Source organism: Streptomyces sp. NPDC055025 (genome assembly GCF_053608565.1).
Genome location: NZ_JBSGVS010000004.1, coordinates 16,031 through 30,360, shown reverse-complemented (window position 1 = coordinate 30,360; position 14,330 = coordinate 16,031). Strand labels below are relative to the sequence as shown.

General features: G+C 70.8%; 20 protein-coding genes. 14 read left to right on the top strand and 6 right to left on the bottom strand.

The window, feature by feature from the left end; all coding sequences use genetic code 11:
* Nucleotides 1-214: 214 nt before the first annotated feature.
* From ACWGDX_RS03825 to ACWGDX_RS03810, 4 genes are read left to right on the top strand one after another with little or no spacing between them, the layout of a single operon-like run.
* Entirely contained in the window at nt 215-589 is a 375-nt protein-coding gene (locus ACWGDX_RS03825) for an STAS domain-containing protein (protein WP_453621917.1), read from the top strand.
* Nucleotides 589-1,272, top strand: coding sequence for a response regulator transcription factor (locus ACWGDX_RS03820; protein ID WP_453621915.1), 684 nt, complete (start codon nt 589-591; stop codon nt 1,270-1,272). The genes ACWGDX_RS03825 and ACWGDX_RS03820 overlap by 1 nt, the downstream gene beginning before the upstream one ends.
* Nucleotides 1,269-2,408 (top strand): PAS domain-containing sensor histidine kinase, encoded by a 1,140-nt coding sequence (locus ACWGDX_RS03815; protein WP_453621913.1) that lies wholly within the window; start codon nt 1,269-1,271, stop codon nt 2,406-2,408. The genes ACWGDX_RS03820 and ACWGDX_RS03815 overlap by 4 nt, the downstream gene beginning before the upstream one ends.
* Nucleotides 2,405-2,836 (top strand): response regulator, encoded by a 432-nt coding sequence (locus ACWGDX_RS03810; protein WP_453621911.1) that lies wholly within the window; start codon nt 2,405-2,407, stop codon nt 2,834-2,836. The genes ACWGDX_RS03815 and ACWGDX_RS03810 overlap by 4 nt, the downstream gene beginning before the upstream one ends.
* Before the next feature lie 96 nt (nt 2,837-2,932).
* Here ACWGDX_RS03810 and ACWGDX_RS03805 read toward each other — a convergent pair whose 3' ends face one another.
* Together ACWGDX_RS03805 and ACWGDX_RS03800 are read right to left on the bottom strand one after the other, a co-directional pair.
* A complete protein-coding gene (locus ACWGDX_RS03805; RefSeq protein ID WP_453621909.1) occupies nt 2,933-3,100 on the bottom strand; it encodes a hypothetical protein in 168 nt (55 codons plus the stop codon).
* Nucleotides 3,101-3,222: 122 nt separating this feature from the next.
* The gene (locus tag ACWGDX_RS03800; RefSeq protein ID WP_453622184.1) at nt 3,223-3,543 is read right to left on the bottom strand and encodes a hypothetical protein; all 321 of its coding nucleotides are present in this window, start codon (nt 3,541-3,543) and stop codon (nt 3,223-3,225) included.
* A 310-nt stretch (nt 3,544-3,853) separates the two neighbouring features.
* On the opposite strand from ACWGDX_RS03800, the gene ACWGDX_RS03795 reads away from it, so the two are divergent.
* The gene (locus ACWGDX_RS03795; protein WP_453621907.1) at nt 3,854-4,261 is read left to right on the top strand and encodes a YciI family protein; all 408 of its coding nucleotides are present in this window, start codon (nt 3,854-3,856) and stop codon (nt 4,259-4,261) included.
* A gap of 17 nt (nt 4,262-4,278) precedes the next feature.
* The gene (locus ACWGDX_RS03790) at nt 4,279-5,418 is read left to right on the top strand and encodes an RNA polymerase sigma factor (RefSeq protein ID WP_453622182.1); all 1,140 of its coding nucleotides are present in this window, start codon (nt 4,279-4,281) and stop codon (nt 5,416-5,418) included.
* 79 nt (nt 5,419-5,497) lie between these two features.
* Here the strand turns inward: ACWGDX_RS03790 and ACWGDX_RS03785 are convergent, their stop codons facing one another.
* Complete coding sequence (locus ACWGDX_RS03785) at nt 5,498-6,013, bottom strand: tautomerase family protein (protein WP_453621906.1); 516 nt, start codon at nt 6,011-6,013, stop codon at nt 5,498-5,500.
* 262 nt (nt 6,014-6,275) lie between these two features.
* Here ACWGDX_RS03785 and ACWGDX_RS03780 point away from each other — a divergent pair, with 262 nt between their 5' ends.
* The 3 genes from ACWGDX_RS03780 (at nt 6,276) to ACWGDX_RS03770 (ending at nt 7,801) form a co-directional block, all read left to right on the top strand.
* Nucleotides 6,276-6,794 (top strand): GNAT family N-acetyltransferase, encoded by a 519-nt coding sequence (locus tag ACWGDX_RS03780; RefSeq protein WP_453621904.1) that lies wholly within the window; start codon nt 6,276-6,278, stop codon nt 6,792-6,794.
* A 43-nt stretch (nt 6,795-6,837) separates the two neighbouring features.
* Nucleotides 6,838-7,107, top strand: a complete 270-nt coding sequence (locus ACWGDX_RS03775) for a hypothetical protein (RefSeq protein WP_453621902.1) — start codon at nt 6,838-6,840, stop codon at nt 7,105-7,107.
* Nucleotides 7,108-7,183: 76 nt separating this feature from the next.
* Nucleotides 7,184-7,801, top strand: a complete 618-nt coding sequence (locus tag ACWGDX_RS03770) for a hypothetical protein (RefSeq protein WP_453621900.1) — start codon at nt 7,184-7,186, stop codon at nt 7,799-7,801.
* Between the two features lie 33 nt (nt 7,802-7,834).
* Here ACWGDX_RS03770 and ACWGDX_RS03765 read toward each other — a convergent pair whose 3' ends face one another.
* Nucleotides 7,835-8,287, bottom strand: coding sequence for a DUF5707 domain-containing protein (locus ACWGDX_RS03765; protein WP_453621898.1), 453 nt, complete (start codon nt 8,285-8,287; stop codon nt 7,835-7,837).
* A gap of 222 nt (nt 8,288-8,509) precedes the next feature.
* On the opposite strand from ACWGDX_RS03765, the gene ACWGDX_RS03760 reads away from it, so the two are divergent.
* The 4 genes from ACWGDX_RS03760 to ACWGDX_RS03745 all read left to right on the top strand — a co-directional run bounded on the left by ACWGDX_RS03760 (nt 8,510) and on the right by ACWGDX_RS03745 (nt 12,297).
* Nucleotides 8,510-8,899: a PPOX class F420-dependent oxidoreductase gene (locus tag ACWGDX_RS03760; protein ID WP_453621896.1), complete on the top strand. Its 390-nt coding sequence runs from the start codon at nt 8,510-8,512 to the stop codon at nt 8,897-8,899.
* Between the two features lie 189 nt (nt 8,900-9,088).
* Nucleotides 9,089-9,841 carry a DUF4232 domain-containing protein gene (locus tag ACWGDX_RS03755; protein ID WP_453621894.1) on the top strand — a complete coding sequence of 251 codons (753 nt, stop codon included), beginning with the start codon at nt 9,089-9,091 and terminating at the stop codon, nt 9,839-9,841.
* 155 nt (nt 9,842-9,996) lie between these two features.
* Complete coding sequence (locus ACWGDX_RS03750; RefSeq protein ID WP_363086279.1) at nt 9,997-10,617, top strand: L-threonylcarbamoyladenylate synthase; 621 nt, start codon at nt 9,997-9,999, stop codon at nt 10,615-10,617.
* Nucleotides 10,618-10,878: 261 nt separating this feature from the next.
* The gene (locus ACWGDX_RS03745; RefSeq protein WP_453621892.1) at nt 10,879-12,297 is read left to right on the top strand and encodes a DEAD/DEAH box helicase; all 1,419 of its coding nucleotides are present in this window, start codon (nt 10,879-10,881) and stop codon (nt 12,295-12,297) included.
* A gap of 19 nt (nt 12,298-12,316) precedes the next feature.
* Here ACWGDX_RS03745 and ACWGDX_RS03740 read toward each other — a convergent pair whose 3' ends face one another.
* On the bottom strand, nt 12,317-13,006 hold the full coding sequence (locus tag ACWGDX_RS03740) for a GNAT family N-acetyltransferase (protein ID WP_453621890.1): 690 nt from the start codon (nt 13,004-13,006) through the stop codon (nt 12,317-12,319).
* A 290-nt stretch (nt 13,007-13,296) separates the two neighbouring features.
* On the opposite strand from ACWGDX_RS03740, the gene ACWGDX_RS03735 reads away from it, so the two are divergent.
* Nucleotides 13,297-13,497, top strand: coding sequence for a hypothetical protein (locus ACWGDX_RS03735; protein ID WP_453621888.1), 201 nt, complete (start codon nt 13,297-13,299; stop codon nt 13,495-13,497).
* A gap of 110 nt (nt 13,498-13,607) precedes the next feature.
* Here ACWGDX_RS03735 and ACWGDX_RS03730 read toward each other — a convergent pair whose 3' ends face one another.
* Nucleotides 13,608-14,288, bottom strand: coding sequence for a GntR family transcriptional regulator (locus ACWGDX_RS03730; protein ID WP_453621886.1), 681 nt, complete (start codon nt 14,286-14,288; stop codon nt 13,608-13,610).
* Between the last annotated feature and the right edge of the window lie 42 nt (nt 14,289-14,330).

Genomic DNA, 14,330 nt, shown 5'->3' with positions numbered 1-14,330 from the left:
ACCGTCGTGCTGCCGGGGTGCCTTCCACTCGGCCTTTCCCCCGCACAGCAGAGTACTCAGCCGGCGTTCACGGGTTCGCGTCCCCTGCGGGCCGTGCGCCTGCGCGTTGATCCGCCCGTGTGTGGTGGTGGCCCGTTCGGGGAGCCCCACTGTTCCCTTCTAGTGCAGATTCACTACTCTGGTCTAGTGCCCACCACCCAGGCAGGGACTGCACATGAGAGAAGACGTAACGGTCACCGACCCGTTGTTCCAGGTCAGCACCACACTCGACGGCGACGTCACCGGCCTCTGGCTCGTCGGAGAGCTGGACGTGGACGGCACCGCGATGTTGCGTGCCGCCCTCGCAGACTGCTTCGCGCGGGGGTCCGCGCGGGGGTCCGACTGTGTCGTGCTCAACCTGCGGGGCCTGCGCTTCTGCGACTGCGCGGGGTTGAACGTCCTGCTGGAGGCCAAGGCCACGGCGGATAGGATCGGCACCGAGCTGTGCGTGGAGGGGGCCCGCGCGCAGGTGGCCCGACTGCTCGCCCTCACCGGCGCCGACGAACTGTTCGCCGAGAGTGTGCGGCGTCTACCACCGAGGACCGTCTGATGCCTTTGCCACCGCAAACCGCACCGGATACCGTGCCGCGCACCGCCGGTACGCGGATCACCATCCTGCTCGTCGAGGACCACGACATGGTGGCCGAGGCGATCCGGCTCGCCCTGGACCGCACCGACGACCTGGAGGTGGTCGGCCGCAGCCTGTCGGTGAAGGACGCGCTGGCCGACGCCGCCCGGCTGCGCCCCGCCGTGGTGGTGCTGGACCGGCGACTCCCCGACGGTGACGGCATCGCCGCCATCCCGACGCTCAAGGCCGCGGCGCCCGGTACCCGGGTGCTGGTGCTGACGGGCGAGGCGACCCCGGCGGTCGCCGCCGATGTCGCCGGGGCCGGTGGTTCCGGACTCATCCTCAAGGTCGGCAACCTGGGCGAACTCCAGGACGGTGTACGCCTGGTGGCGGCGGGCGAGGTGGCCTACAGCAAGGGCCTGCTCAGCGGGGCGCTCGACCGGCTGACCGGCCGGACCGCCGACCTGGGCGCCACCCTCACCCCGCGCGAGCGCGAGACCCTCGGCCTGCTCGGCGACGGCCTGGGCACCGCCGAGATCAGTCAGCGGCTCGGCGTCGCCCTCAACACCGCGAGGAACCATGTCCAGCGGGTCCTGGGGAAGCTCGGCGCCCGCTCCCAGCTGGAGGCAGTCGCCGTGGCCCGCCGTGAAGGCCTTCTCCGGTGAGCGGGAAAAGCCCCGGTGAACAGGGCCGTACCCCCGCCCCGTCCGAGACGGCGTTCACCCTGCTGGTCAACAGCGTTGTCGACTACGGCATCTTCATGCTCGACCCCGGGGGCTACGTGTCCACCTGGAACGCCGGCGCCGAGCGGATCAAGGGCTACCGCGCCGGGGACATCATCGGCAAGCACTTCTCGGTCTTCTACCCGTCCGAGGACATCGCCGCCCGCAAACCCCACCTGGAGCTGGAGGCGGCCATCGCCGACGGCCGGCTGGAGGACGAGGGCTGGCGGATCCGCAAGGACGGCTCCCGCTTCTGGGCCAACGTGGTGATCACCGCCCTCTTCGACGAGACCGGTGAACTGCGCGGCTTCGGCAAGGTCACCCGGGACATGACCGAGCGCCGCGCCGCCGAGCAGGCGCTCAGCGAGCGCCGCCGCCTCTTCGCCCATCTGGTGCAGGCGCAGGAACTGGAACGCCGCCGCATCGCCTGGGACGTGCACGACGACTCCATCCAGGCCATGGTCGCCGTCGGCATGCGCCTACAGCTCCTCGCCGACCGGGCGGGCGAGCCCCGCACGAGTGAACTCACCGAGCTCGACACGTCGGTACGCGAGGCGGTGGGCCGCCTGCGCAATCTCACCTTCCGGCTCCAGCCGCCCGGCATCGACCGGCACGGCCTGGTCGAGTCGCTGTCCCAGCACCTCGACGACGTGGTCAGGGGCTGGGGTCTTGAGCCGTCGCTGGAACACACCCTGGTGAAGGAACCCGCCCCCGAGACCGCGATCACCATCTTCCGCATCGTCCAGGAGGCGCTGCTGAACGTGCGCAAGCACGCGCGGGCGCGCACCGTACGGGTCAGCATCACTACCGAGAACCCCGGCCTGCTGGTCCGGGTGGCCGACGACGGCACCGGACGCCCGGCGGTCGCTTCCACGCCGCACGAGCACTTCGGGCTGATGGAGATGCGCGAGCGGGCCGAGACCGCCGGCGGCTGGTGGACGCTGCGCAGCGAGCCCGGCGCCGGCACCACCGTCGAGTTCTGGCTGCCCGACCTGCCGGCCGGCCGGCTGGACGAGCCGCTGCCCGGTGCACCCGCCGGCAACTCCGGCTCGTGGACCGCCCCCGAGGGACCGCCGTGACGCGGCCCGCCGCGCCCAGGGGTCCCCTGCGGGTGCTGATCTGCGACGACAACGACATGCTGCGCGCGGTGCTGGCGGAGATCGTCGAGGCACAGCCCGACCTCACCCTGGCCGGCAGCGCGGCCGAGGCCGACGAGGCGATCCGGCTCGCCATCGCCCGCCGACCGCACGTCGTGGTGCTCGATGTGCGCTTTCCCGGCGGCGGCCCGTACACCGCCCGGCAGATCATCCGCGCCGTCCCCGGCGTGCGCATCCTGGCGTTCTCCGCCTATGGCGACCAGGGCGCGCGCACCGAGATGGCCGAGGTCGGCGCCGCGGGATACCTCGTCAAGGGCGTCAGCAACGCCCAACTGCTGGCCGAGGTCCGGGCCTTGGGCGCCGAAGCCCTCACATCCACGGCCCCCGTCGCCGAGGGCGATCCGGCATAACCACCGGCCCCCACCGGCGCACGGCACCAGGCGGTCAGTATCAGGCGATCAGTCACCAATACGGTCCATCACAGGTGCCGGGGTGCGATTGGCGTGTCAGCGCCGACGGGCCCAGCCCGCTCCGATTCCCGCTATGTGCAGGGCCAGCGCGGTCAGGCCGAGAAGCATGATGTTCCCGGAAGAGAAAACATGGTTGGTGCTGATCTCGGCGGCATTGATGAGAAACGCGATGAAGAACAACACCGCCGCGACTATACCGAGCATGACGAAATCCTCTCAATTCGATGAAATGCGTGTGCCCCGCTTTCGCGCCGGCGGACAGGGGGAGCCCGCGCGATGTCGCGAGGCGGCTGGAGTGCGGGCGGAGGCCCGGTCCTGCCTCGGGTTCAGAACTTCCGGTCGATGCCGGTGATCACGGCCGGCCCCAACGGCGCGTCCCCCCGCGTGAAGCCGCTGTCCCGCAGCGCGGTCACGACTAGGCGTTCGGCTTCCGCCTCGGCGCCTGCCCGATCGGCGGCTTCCACCTCAAGGCGAACGGAGAACGCGGCGCCGTCGTCCTCGATCGTCAGGAGCTCCAGCTCCTCACTCTCACCCAGGTTCGTGTTCTTCGGATCCTTCGGGCGCAGCCTGCGCCTCACATCGGACCGCTGGGCGTCGGTGATGCCGTGCGTGAACGTGCCTGGCACTGTGATGACATAGGTGGTCACAACGACTCCTTCGGTACATGCGTCGGCGACTGTCATCCGGCGGGGGTCTCGGTGCGGCTCCGGGGGCGTAGGGCCCGCGGGGTGAGGGGGACGGTCTTCTTCGATGCCATGCCGACCCGTGTACCCGGTCGCGGCCCTTCCACCGGGGAAGCCTCCCGCCAGGTCCCGGACACCGTGGGACGGCCTCACCCGGGCTCGTCCACAAAAGCCCCAAGAAAATTCGCACGGCGATGTCGAGAACCCGTGGCCGGCTCCGTCCCCGTGACGAACGCGACGACAATGGGTCGTGTCAGCACCGAGGAGAAACACGATGGCCAAGTACCTGCTGCTCAAGCACTACCGAGGCGCCCCGGCCGCGGTCAACGACGTGCCCATGGACCAGTGGACGCCGGAGGAGATCTCGGCCCACGTGCAGTACATGAACGACTTCGCGGCTCGGCTGGAGAAGACCGGCGAGTACGTCGACAGCCACGCGCTGGCGCCCGGGGGCGTATGGGTGCGCTACGACGGTGAGGGCCGGCCGCCGGTCACCGATGGTCCGTTCGCCGAGACCAAGGATGTCATCGCCGGCTGGATGGTGATCGACGTCGACAGCTACGAGCGTGCCGTGGAGCTGGCCGGGGAGTTGTCGGCGGCCCCCGGCGCGGGCGGGAAGCCGATCCACGAGTGGCTGGAGCTGCGCCCCTTCCTGACCGCGCCGCCCACCATCACGGAGTGACCTCTCAGGTGCACCGGATGGACGAGGCCCTGCTCCGCGGCCTCACGCCGAGCGTGCTCACGATCCTCGTCCGCCGCGGAGCCGACTTCGCGGCGGCCGAGGACGCCGTGCAGGACGCGCTGGTCGAGGCAGTCCGCGTGTGGCCGGCCGACCCGCCGCGGGATGCGAAGGGCTGGCTGGTCACCGTGGCCTGGCGCAAGTTCCTCGACGCGACGCGCGCGGACACCGCCCGCCGCCGGCGGGAGGACCGCCTCGACGAGGAACCGGCGCACGGGCCCGCGCCCGCGGTCGACGACACGCTCCACCTCTACTTCCTGTGCGCCCACCCGTCACTGACCCCGGCATCCGCGGTCGCGCTCACGCTGCGCGCCGTCGGCGGGCTGACCACCCGCCAGATCGCCCAGGCCTACCTGGTACCCGAAGCGACCATGGCGCAGCGCATCAGCCGGGCCAAGCGCACCGTGACCGGCGTACGGTTCGACCGGCCCGGTGACGTCGCCACCGTGCTGCGCGTCCTCTACCTCGTCTTCAACGAGGGCTACGGCGGTGACGTCGACCTCGCCGCCGAAGCCATCCGCCTCACCCGGCACCTCGCGGGCATGGTCGACCACCCCGAGGTGGCGGGACTGCTCGCCCTCATGCTGCTCCACCACGCCCGGCGCGCCGCCAGGACCGCGCCCGACGGCAGCCTGGTGCCGCTCGCGGAGCAGGACCGGGGCCGGTGGGACACCGGCTTGATCGCCGAGGGGGTCGGTATCTTGCAGGCGGCTCTCGCCCGCGACCGGCTGGGCGAGTTCCAGGCCCAGGCGGCCGTCGCGGCGCTCCACGCCGACGCGCCCACCGCCGGGGAGACCGACTGGGTGCAGATCGTGGAGTGGTACGACGAACTCGTGCGCCTGACCGACAGCCCGGTCGTCCGGCTCAACCGCGCGGTGGCCGTCGGGGAGGCCGACGGACCGCGCGCGGGACTGGCGGCCCTCGCGGTGCTGGACGACTCGCTGCCCCGCCACACCGCGGTGGCGGCGTACCTCCACGAGCGCGACGGCGACCTGGCGACGGCGGCACGGCTGTATGCCGAGGCGGCCCGGAAGGCCCCCAACCTCGCCGAACGCGACCACCTCACACGCCAGGCCGCCCGCCTCAACACCCGCCGGTGACGCCGACGAGTCGTGCTCGTACACCTCCGCGGCATTTTTTCCTCGCGCAGCCGATCACCTGGTCACCGGCCTCATGAAGCTACGAGGCCTGCCACGTCGGTGCCGTGTGACGCCCGGGGCCGTAGATCCGGGCCAGTGCCTCGTCGGCCTTCTCCGGGCTGCCGGTACGCAGGAGGGCCCGGAAGCCCTCCCAGTCGGGAACGTGGCCGTCGTGTCCCCACTGATCGTTCGGGATGGTGTAGATGTGCACCCATGGCCCGTGCGCCGGCAGCGGACCGGAACCGAACACTGATCGCACGGCTTCGGCGGACTTGACCAGCATGGTACGGCTGTCTTCGGGCGTGGGGAGAAGTTTCTGAGGCGCGATCACATCGAGCTGAACCCGGGAGCGGGGATCGGCACCGGCGACATTGGCCGGTGCGTACCAGTTCTCGGGCTCGAACTCGTAGAACTGCACCCAAGAGGTCTCCATATGGGTCTGGTTGTTGACCAGGTCCTCGACGTCAGCCACGGCCTGGATGAGTTTCGCGCCGAGCTCCTCCTTCTGCGCGGCACTCAGACGGCCCTTCATCGCGTGGACGCGAACGAAAACCATGTGTGTGGGTCCTTCCGGTCGCCGGTCGAGGGCCAACCCTGAGCCGGAAGAGGCGGCCGATCTCCACAGGCACGCTGCCCCATGGCGATCCATCACCTGATCGGGCGAGACGGTGTCGGTCCTGGCGCCCGACATTTCCGGTGCCTCGGAACGTCGGTGGGCTCACTCCGAGAGGCCTGTCCAGCATCAGCCAGAGCGCGCCGTCCGGGGGAGGTGCGCGGCGCCGGGAAAACCACTTGATCCACTGGCTTACGGTTCGAACATGACGACTGCACCCCGACTGGCGAGGGTCACCGCCGCCAACTTCGACGCCGCGATCGGCCTGAAGGTCCGTACCGACCAGGAGCATCTGGTCGCCCCGGTCGTGAAGTCCCTCGCCGAGGCGTACGTGTACCCCGACATAGCCTGGCCCCGCCTCATCTTCGACGGCGAGCGGCTCGTCGGCTTCCTCATGGCCTTCCTCGACATCGACTTCGCGGGCGACGGCAGGGGCACCGACATCCGTTCGGGCCTGTGGCGGCTCAACATCGCGGCCGGTGAACAGGGCCGCGGCTACGGCCGCTTCGCGGTCGAGTCCGTGGCCGGTGAAATCCGCCGCCGCGGCGGCACCCGCCTGACCACCACCTGGCACCCGGGCGAGGACGGCCCTGAGGGTTTCTACCTGGCGCTCGGGTTCCGGCCGACGGGGGAGTTGAGCGGGGACGAGAAGGTCGGGGAACTGGAGTTGGGCCAGGCGGGACCGGCGTCCGCCGAAGAACCCGAGCGAATGACGAGGCCGTAGCCGCCCGTGACCACAGTCGCGGGACAGCCCATATCCTGGCCCTATGACGGACGCGGGGGATTTCCGGGTCGGTGACGAGGTCGCCGACGCGGCCGGGCGGGCCTGGCGATTCGAGGGGCCCTGGGACTGGACCGCCTTCGACGGAGCACCGACCGGAGCCGGCCCCGAGTGGCCGCTCGTCCTGCTGACCCGCGCGGGAACGTCGTGCTCCGGTACGGACGCGGAGGCGGTGGCCGCGAGCACGGCGATCGCTTCCCACCAGGAGGCCGTCCGACGGTGGATGTCGCTCACCGAGGCCTCGCCCACGCCCTGACCGGACCACCCGGGGCTCTCGAAGTGCTTCGACCTCTCAGCGCAACTGTCGGCGCGTTCGGAGAGTCGTACCCGCCGTGACCGAAACACCTGCACAGCACAGCGTGATGCTGTCGCCCGCCGCCTTCACAGCCGTACGCATCGGGAGCCTGGTCCTCGCCGCCGTGGCGAGTTGGAGCGGCCTCCTGCTGGTCGTGCGAGGGCGGGTGGTGCCCGGCTGGGGGATGAGCGCGACTCTCCTTGTCGTGGCGCTCGTTCTCCCATGGGCCCTCACCCGGGTGGGCCGCCCGGCGGACGCGCCGAGCCTCCCGCCGAAGCGAGCCCCGTGGGCACGGCTCGCGAGCGGGTCGCTGATCGTCACGGCGTTGCTCGGTACCGCGTGGGGAGCGGTGGACGACCTGATCTCGAACGCGGAGTACCACGTTCTGCGCCCCTCGGGGCCGGGGGGCTGCACGGCCGTGGTGCGGGAGACGTCCTTTCTCGTGATCGGCAACGGTGAGGCGTACGCGGTGGGGCGCACCGGCCTGGCCCTGGGCGCGTCGGCGTCCTGGACGGTCGACGACGGCTACCGGCCCGTCGACGCGGGCACGTACGCGTTGGACTGGGGACGGGACGGCGGCTCTCTGCGGATCAGCGGTACGAGCACCGATCCGGTTGTCCGCGGGGGATCGGCCGACCTCGACTGCGGGTGGTGAGCCCGTTCACACCCACCGGCGTGCCGGTGGCCGTCATCGGACGGTGAAGTCGGCCGCCTCGGTGTCCAGGGTCGTGGTGCCGTCCTGTGCGGTGGCCAGGACAGCGACGTGCCAGACACCGCGCGGGGACGACTCGGCGTCGGCACCGGTGACCTCGGCGGTGTAGGTGCAGCGCACGGTGTCCTGCCCCGAGGGCTCGCAGACGGCCGACTCCGCGGCGGCCATGTCCTTGGCGGTCAGCCCCTTCTCGGCGAAGGACGACTTCTGCGGCCAGGCCAGCACCTTTACACTCTCGACCCCGGAGGACGCCGTGACGTCGGTGACGACGACCAGGGAGCCGTCGCGGGTCCCGTCGGGAGCGGTGTAGCGGGCGGTGCTGTGCGCCAGCGCCGGGGTCCGCTCTTCCGCGTGGGCGAGAACGAAGGCGCCGGCACCACCGAGGACAACGACACCGGCGGCCACGGACAGGGCGATACGTCGGGACATGGGATTCTCCGTAACTGTCTCAACACCGGATCGGGTGCTGCACCGATACTCGCCGCGCGAGAGTTCACCGGATATGAGCGCGCGTACTCACCCGGGTCTGAGTAAGCCGACCGGATCCACTCCCTCGTCCTGGACTCACACCTCACGGCCTCACCGTCCGACAAGAGCGGTGGCGGGAGGGCCCATGGATCGGGCGGCCGGTCTGTGGCATAGCCTTCCGGCATGGCAGATGGTCAAGCGGACCTCGAACGTCTCGCATCGGGCACATATGTCCTGATCACCACGTTCCGTCGGGACGGTAGAGAGGTTCCGACGCCGGTATGGGTGATCCGTGACGGTGACGCCCTCGGTATCTGGACGGTCGCGGCCTCCGGCAAGGTGAAGCGGATCCGCAACCGCGCCGATGTCCTGGTGTCCGCCTGCGACATACGGGGCAACCCCTCGGGCGCGCCGGTCCCGGGACACGCGGAGATCCTCGACGGTGAGCGGACCCGGTATTACCGCGGTCTCCTGGGCCGCAAGTACGGGCTGCCCGGGAGGCTCACGCTCCTGGGCAGCCGCCTGCGGCGGGGCCTGGACGGGACGGTCGGCATCCGGATCACCCTCGACTGATCGGGCGGTACTGTCGCCGCCCGCCGGTACGGGGCCGGTGTTGCCGCCCCGTACCCCGCGTTCACGGAGCCCTCCCCGTACCGGCCCCGGCGGCGAGGACCAAGAGCGTGGTGAACGCCCCATGAAGATTGTCCGGCCGGATTCCTCGTGGGCTCGTGCGGGCACGGTCACCTGCCTATCGTGCGAACGGTGATACGTCCCCGGGGCATCGCCGCCCTCCTGTTCTGCCTTACGACAGCCTTGGCCGCCGCCGCGTGCGACGTCACGGCACCGCCCGACCTCGACACCGTCGTGGCCCCGGCCCCCCGCTCCAGCGCGCCGCACGCCTCGGTCACCCCGTCGGTGGTTCCCACGCGGGCGGCCCGACGAAGCGCCGCACCCGAGCCGAGTGCGTCGCCGACGCGATCCACCGTGTCCCCTTCCCTCGCCGCCGCCTCCGAGGGAGTAGGCGGGAACGACTGCGCCGCGCGCGATCTGGTACCCACTCCCGGCATGCCGAGGCCGGCCGTCCTGGGCAACCCTGGGGACGTGACCCTGGACGTGCGGCTGCGCAACCGCTCCGGCGTCGGATGTGTACTCGACGGGTGGCCGGGCGTCGCCTTCATCGGCGGGGAGAACGCCACCAGGGAATGCGTGCCGAGCTTTCCGGGCCCGCAGTGCGTCGGCCGCGTCGACACGACGACCCGGCGGTCCCTGTCGGTGACGCGCTACGGGCCGGGGCACCCCACGGCTGTCCGGCTCGCTCCCGGGCGGAGCACGTCGTTCAGCCTCGTCTGGAGGTCGGCCACGGCCACGTTCTGCAATGGAGCCGACTTCTACTTCCCGCCGTACGCGGTGGACATCTGGGTGCCCGGCGACTCCGCGCCCCTGGTACTGACCCCGTTGTCCATCTCGCCTTGCCACGAAAAGATCGGAATCACCCCGTTCGGGGTCACCGGCTGACGAGCTGCCGCGTGACAGCGGGTGAGGCGTCGTCGCCGGCCGGTGGCATGATCCGGCTGTGGCGATCCTGGTCGGCTGTGGCGACTCCACCCACCCCGCCCCATGCCGAGCCCGACGAGCCGTCTGCACGTAGGACGCTGTCCTAAGCTCGGCGGATGGCGAAGTATTTCGACGTACACCCCGAGAACCCCCAGCGGCGCACCATCAGCGGTGTGGCCGACAGTGTCCGGTCCGGCGCGCTCATCGTGTATCCGACCGATTCGTGTTACGCGCTGGGCTGCCGGCTGGGCAGCCGTGAGGGTATCGACCGCATCCGCACGATCCGGAAGCTCGACGATCGTCACCACTTCACACTGGTGTGCCAGAACTTCGCGCAGCTCGGTCAGTTCGTCCACATCGACAACGACGTGTTCCGCGCGATCAAGGCAGCGACACCCGGCAGGTACACCTTCATCCTGCCGGCGACGAGGGAGGTGCCGCGCCAGTTGCTGCACCCGAAGAAGAAGACGGTCGGAGTCCGGATCCCCGACCATGCCGTCGCTCAGGCCCTGCTCGCGGAACTCGGTGAGCCGCTGCTCTCCAGCACCCTGCTCCTGCCCGACGAGGAGGAGCCGATGACTCAGGGCTGGGAGATCAAGGAACGACTCGACCATGTCGTGGACGCCGTGCTCGACTCGGGCGACTGCGGCACGGAGCCGACCACGGTCATCGATTTCTCCGGCGGCGAACCGGAGATCGTACGCCGGGGCGCGGGCGACACCGCGCGGTTCGAGTAGCGGTGTCATGACCTCCGGGCCCGCGCGGCGTCCGAAGCGCGCACGGACGCCCCGGTCGAACGCTCATATGTCCGCGATGCCTGAACCACTTGGACGAGTGAACGCCCGTGCGGACCCCGCCGGGCCGGGCATGCCGCCGTGACCGGCCGCAGGGAGCCGTGCGCTGGTAAAATGGGTTCACGCTTCGACACAGCCGGGGTCCGTACCGAGAAAGGTACGGACCCCGGTCCGTTCCGGGCGCCAGACCGAGGAAGGGTCCCCATGAACGCGAAGCCGTCAGCCTCAGGCCGCTCCGGCGCCGGCAGGAGCGACCGTACCGGGGCGCCGAGGGGCGAACTCTCGGTGCCCGAGCCGGTGGCCCCGGGCCTGCCGCCGGCCGAGTCCTTCGCCGAGCTGGATCTGCCGCCGGAACTGGTGAAGGCCATGACCGCCCACGCCGTGCGGGAGCCGTTCCCCATCCAGGCGGCCACCCTGCCGAACGCCCTGGCCGGCCGCGATGTCCTCGGCCGCGCCCGGACCGGCTCGGGCAAGACGCTTGCCTTCGGGCTCGCGCTGCTCGTCCGTACGGCGGGCCGGCGCGCCGAGCCGAAGCGGCCCCTCGCGTTGGTCCTGGTGCCGACCAGGGAACTCGCGCAGCAGGTGAGCGAGGCACTGGAACCCTACGCACAGGCGCTCAGGCTGCGGCTGGCGACAGTGGTCGGCGGGCTGTCGATCGGGCGGCAGGCGACATCGATGCGGAGCGGCGCCGATGTCGTCGTCGCGACCCCGGGCCGGCTGGCCGATCTGGTCGGCCGACGGGACTGCCATCTGGACCGGGTACGGATCACGGTGCTGGACGAGGCCGACCAGATGTGCGACATGGGATTCCTGCCGCAGGTCTCCGAGATCCTGGACCAGGTGGGTCCCGAGGGACAGCGGATGCTGTTCTCGGCGACGCTCGACCGCCATGTCGACCATCTGGTCCGGCGCTACCTGCACGACCCGGTGTTCGCGTCGGTCGACCGGGCGGCGGGCTCGGTCACCACGATGGAACACCATGTGCTGAACGTCCATCCCGCCGACAAGTACGCCACCGCCACCGAGATCGCGGCCCGCGACGGGCGGGTACTGATGTTCCTGGACACCAAGCTCGGCGTGGACCAGTTCACCCGCCACCTGCGGGGCAGCGGCATCAGGGCCGCCGCCCTGCACAGCGGGAAGTCCCAGCCGCAGCGCACGCACACACTGGCCCAGTTCAAGGACGGGGAGATCACGGTGCTGGTGGCCACCAATGTCGCCGCCCGCGGTATCCATATCGACGATCTCGACCTCGTCGTCAACGTCGATCCGCCCGCCGACTCCAAGGACTATCTCCACCGCGGCGGGCGCACGGCGCGCGCGGGCGAATCCGGCCGTGTGGTCACCCTCGTCACCCCCGGCCAGGGGCGTGAGGTGAACCGGATGATGTCGGAGGCCGGGATCCGGCCGACGGTCACGCAGGTACGGTCCGGCGAGGAGAAGCTGACCAGCATCACCGGCGCCAGGCGCCCCCCGGCGGGGGACAAGGCGAAGACCGGCAATACGCCCTTCCGCGGCCTGGGCGCCCGTACGGGCCGTCCCCCGAAGGAGACCCGCAAGGCGGCCGAAGCCCGCAAGACCGCGGAGGCCAGAAAAGCCGCCCAGGTGCGTAAGGGCCGCTGACAGCCGGACACGGCCGGCCCTATCCCGGCGGTGGCGGGACGATCCCGAGGACGGGCAGACAGTCTGCGACGGCGACGAGCTCGATGTCGTCACGCCGCTGCCTGGCCCACTCCTCGCGGGTCAGCCGCCAGCATGTGATCTGCGCCCGCTCGCCCCGCCGGGTGTCCCAGGAGACACCGTTCGGCACATACCCCAGGGCCTCCGAGACACGGTTGGAGGCATGGTTGTCGACGAACGCGTCACTGCCCGCCTCACCGGCCCCCATCCCTTCGAAGGCCAGATGCAGCACCGCCCGGCGCATCTCCTTCCCGAGCCCGCTGCCGCGCACATCGGGGCTCAGCCAGGAGAACGTGGTGACCGTTCCGAAGGTGCCGAAGTCGACGCCGATCAGATCCTGCATTCCCACCGGCTCCCCGTCGACGGTCACGACGAAGTACAGGCGCCAGGAGCCGGCACCGACCCGGCCCCGGCCGGACCAGATCCCCCGCAGCCAGCGCCACTCGCGTTCCGGACCGTCCTCATACAGGGACATCGGATCGTCGAAGGGCCATGGAGGGCCGGCTGCCACCCCCTTGCGCACCACGGGGACCAGGCGTTCCAGGAGCTCGTCCGTCGCCCCCAGCAGAGACAGCCGGGGCGTGTGCACCCGCACGTTCAACGGGGGATACGCGGACAGTGGTGAAGCGGCCATGGGCATGGGCATGGGCATGGGCGCAACCGTAGGACCTGCCCGGGTGATCGTGCCAACCCTTTCCTGGGGGATCCGCGCCGTCGAATCCCGGGGTGAGACGGAGGGTCTTGCTCGGGGCGGGGGAGTGCCGGGGCGGCGGGTCAACCTGGTGCCGAGGATGTCTCGTTCGGGGGGCCCGCGTGGTGCTTGTGCTTCGTGGGTGTCTGTGGGGGGAGAGGGATGGGGGGCCGTCCCGGGGCCGTGTCACGGCGGCGGGCTTCTGAGTGGGGGGCTCGCCGGGCGGCCGAGGAGATGGGAGTTGAGCGCGAGTGAACCCGATCGTCGAGCAGTTCGTACAGGGGCTGTCACCGAAGCAGCAGCAGTGGTTCGAGCGGCAGCCGCTGTCCAAGCAGACGCGTTTGGCCAACAGTCTGGTGGGGAGCAGGAAGACCGCCGGCGAAATGGTCCGGGAGAACGGCGGCCCGGTGGACGAGCGGTCCGCGGGCGGCGGCCTTGAGGAGATCAAGTGACCTCCCGGGCCCGCTCGCTGTCGAACGGGACCACGGGCGGGTGCCATCAACCACGTCCGCACGCGGCCGGGCGGGGCGCTTCCGCTCGACCGCGCACCGGGGGCGTGAAGTCACGGCTGCCGCGGCTGCTCCTCCGTACTCCGTACGTCGAGGTAGCGCTGCATGGCCCGGCCCGCGCCACGGACGTGGAGGCGTATGTGCCGCTCCGCGGCGCGCGCGTCGCCCTTCCGGATCGCCTCCAGAATGGCCTCGTGCTCCTCGATGGCGACCGGCAGCCGGCCGGGCGCCCGCGCGGAGAGACGGTTGCCCAGGCGCACCTGGGCGATGAGGTTCTCCGCGATGGGGATGAGCCGCCGGTTGCCCGAGCCCTCCCAGATGAGGCGGTGGAACGCGAGGTCCAACTCCCCGTAGGAGTGCAGATTGTCCGCCTCGATGGCCTCGCGTTGCCTCTCCAGCAACTCGCCCAGCTGGGCGGCGACTTGGTCATGATCAGGGGCGCCGGCCGTCCGGCGCGCGGCGATTCCGTCGAGCGCCTCCCGCAGCTCGTACAGTTCCAGCAGGTCGTCGGTGGTGGCTTCGGGGACGAAGTAGCCGCGGTGCGGGACGGAGATGAGGAAGCCTTCGCGTTCGAGTGCGGCGAGGGCGGCCTTGATGGGGGTGGGGCTGAGGCCGAGCTGCTCGGTCAGGGGACGGACGGTGACGCGGGAGCCCGGGGTGAGGGAGCCTTCGAGGATGGCGGCCCGCAGATGGTCGTAGGCGGCGTTCAATAGAGTGTGGCGCGGGACGGTCATGGTCGCCGGAGCCCCCCTTTTCTCCGTGAAGATGTCTACCGA